Source organism: Bacillus sp. MMSF_3353 (assembly GCF_030733445.1).
Classification (GTDB): domain Bacteria; phylum Bacillota; class Bacilli; order Bacillales; family Bacillaceae_G; genus Bacillus_A; species Bacillus_A wiedmannii.
Map to the genome: position 1 here is coordinate 1 of NZ_JASHJA010000083.1, position 2343 is coordinate 2343.

The following is a 2343-nucleotide window of genomic DNA, read 5'->3' on the forward strand; positions in this document are numbered from 1 at the left end:
AGTTGGGTCAATTCGTCCTTCCCCTTAATCCCAATTGTCAAACCCAGTTTTCCATTGGCAATATCATTCACATTATCTGAAATGAGCTTCAAATATACTATTTTCTTTCGAACCAATATCAAAAAAATTATTATAAAATTAAAGATTGCGAACGCAAATGAGAACAACAATGCCAAATTGGCTTCAAACATACCAAAATCTTCGTGTTTTCTAAATAATGGATCTATGACGTATTGCACAACAAAGATTGTTAAACCAAACGAAACAAAAAAACTAACTGCAACAGCACCAAGAAGTTTTATAATGATCTTATTTCTAAAGCTAACCCTCTTCATATTTTATATCCAATTCCCCAAACAGTTTTAATATAAATGGGCTGTTTAGAATCCTCTTCAATTTTGTCTCTTATTTTTGTAATATGCACCATGACGGTATTATCTGATTTATAAAAAACCTCTTTCCAAACTGATTCATATATTTTCGCAACGCTCAGGACAATCCCTTTGTTACGGGCAAGTAGTTCAAGAATAGCAAACTCTTTTGGAGTTAACCTTGTTTCTTTTCCCCTTACCCATACTTGACGAGTATCTGTATTCACGGTTAAGTCACCAATTTCTAGAATACTTTTATTATGTTCTATGGACGTATTGTATTTTTTAAATCTTCTTAATTGGGATTTTATCCTAGCGATTAATTCCAATGGGTTAAACGGCTTTGATAAATAATCGTCTGCACCAGAGGCTAGACCCTGAATTTTGTCTATATCCTCAGATTTTGCAGATAGCATGATGATAGGTATATTGAGGTCTTCCCTAATCTTCATACACGCTTCAATACCATCCATATTAGGCATCATGATATCTAAAATAATCAAATCAAATTCCTTTTCTTCTAACAATTGTAAAGCTTCCATAGCATCTTCTGCCTTTTGAGTTTTCAGACCTTCATTTTCCAAATAAACAGAGATAAGATTTCTAATCTCTTTATCATCATCGACAATAAGAATTTTTGACTCCATATGATTCCTCCATATTTTTTCTCGTATTAAACAGCTAAAGATATAAGCAGGTGAGATATTTGTATCTTCTTTTTTTCTAAAGACAAGAAATAACATAATGCATATACGTAATAGCGTTCTCCCTAATATATTGTTCAATATTTACTACTAATCCATATACAATAAATAAGCTCCCTTTTTCTTTTAATTAATTTTTCTGTGAATACACCTGTACTCAGTCCATATTTGACAATGTAATTTACTTTCTTCAAATCAATTCCTTGAATTATTTTGTCTCCAAGAAACCTTGAACTTGGAATGGCTGTACCAATTGCTTTTTAGTGCATTATATACAGAAATAAGAAAGCGAATTGTTTTCATACCTAATCATCCCACAGGTTTGAACTCATAATTATACTCTAGAATCCAAACCTTAAAAAAAAGGGGCAAAAGTTCTTAAGAATTCTTAAGCTTTCTACAGCATTTTGTCATAAGAATATATGAAGACTCTTGAAATGTTAGCTGTATCCCCAATAACACTTAATATTCGTCAATCCAAAGAACAAAAAGAACTTGTAAGAATCCCTACAAGTCCTTTTTCAGATAATGTATAAAAGATGAATTAAGCTATCTCATTACTCGTAACGGGGAAACCATCTATATGGATTGATTTCATTATATAACAAATTTCACCATAGGCACTTTTGATGTTTGAAAATCTAGTTACTTGATAAACAGGAATAAATAAACATTTTAAACCCTAAAAATCCTAATCTAATATTTCGTGAAAAATATTTTAAATCAATATAAATTTAATAATAAATTAGTAAAAATGTATACATAGGTAAATAGAGAAGAATGTAGCGTTCTTACAAAAATCTGTATATTTATATTTAATTTTATAAATTCTAAAACTCTTTCCAATATTAAAAATCACTATTTGTAATCCACTCCACATTTTGTTGATACTAATATAGTTACAAATATGCTAAAATTCATTTGAAACATTGCTTTTGGGAATACAATTTCTATCATAATAACGATTTATTTTCTACAAACTGATTGGGTCCCAACCCAAATTGCGGTGTTATTCCACAGTCCTTAATAAATTGTTAAGGACCTTTTTTATTTGTCCTTTAGCTGCGAAAATATAAAATTTTCATAATGGGGGTACTTCATAATTTTAGATTGATAGTAATCTGGCGGGAGTCCTTATTTAACATAAATATGACAATAACATAGTTAGTTTTTATAAAAAGAAATAATTAAGATATAAGATGATATAATAAAAATGAAATGAACACCCCTACTTATTTTTAAGGCAAGTAAGTAGATTATATTTCATT

At 29.5% G+C, this 2343-nt stretch carries 1 protein-coding gene and 1 pseudogene; both read right to left on the minus strand.

Annotated elements, in window-relative coordinates:
* Positions 1-335: pseudogene (locus tag RBB48_RS31510) on the minus strand (two-component sensor histidine kinase); the annotation flags it as partial.
* On the minus strand, positions 332-1018 hold the full coding sequence (locus RBB48_RS31515; RefSeq protein ID WP_306008857.1) for a response regulator transcription factor: 687 nt from the start codon (positions 1016-1018) through the stop codon (positions 332-334). The gene RBB48_RS31515 and the pseudogene RBB48_RS31510, both read right to left, overlap by 4 nt.
* Positions 1019-2343: the final 1325 nt, after the last annotated feature.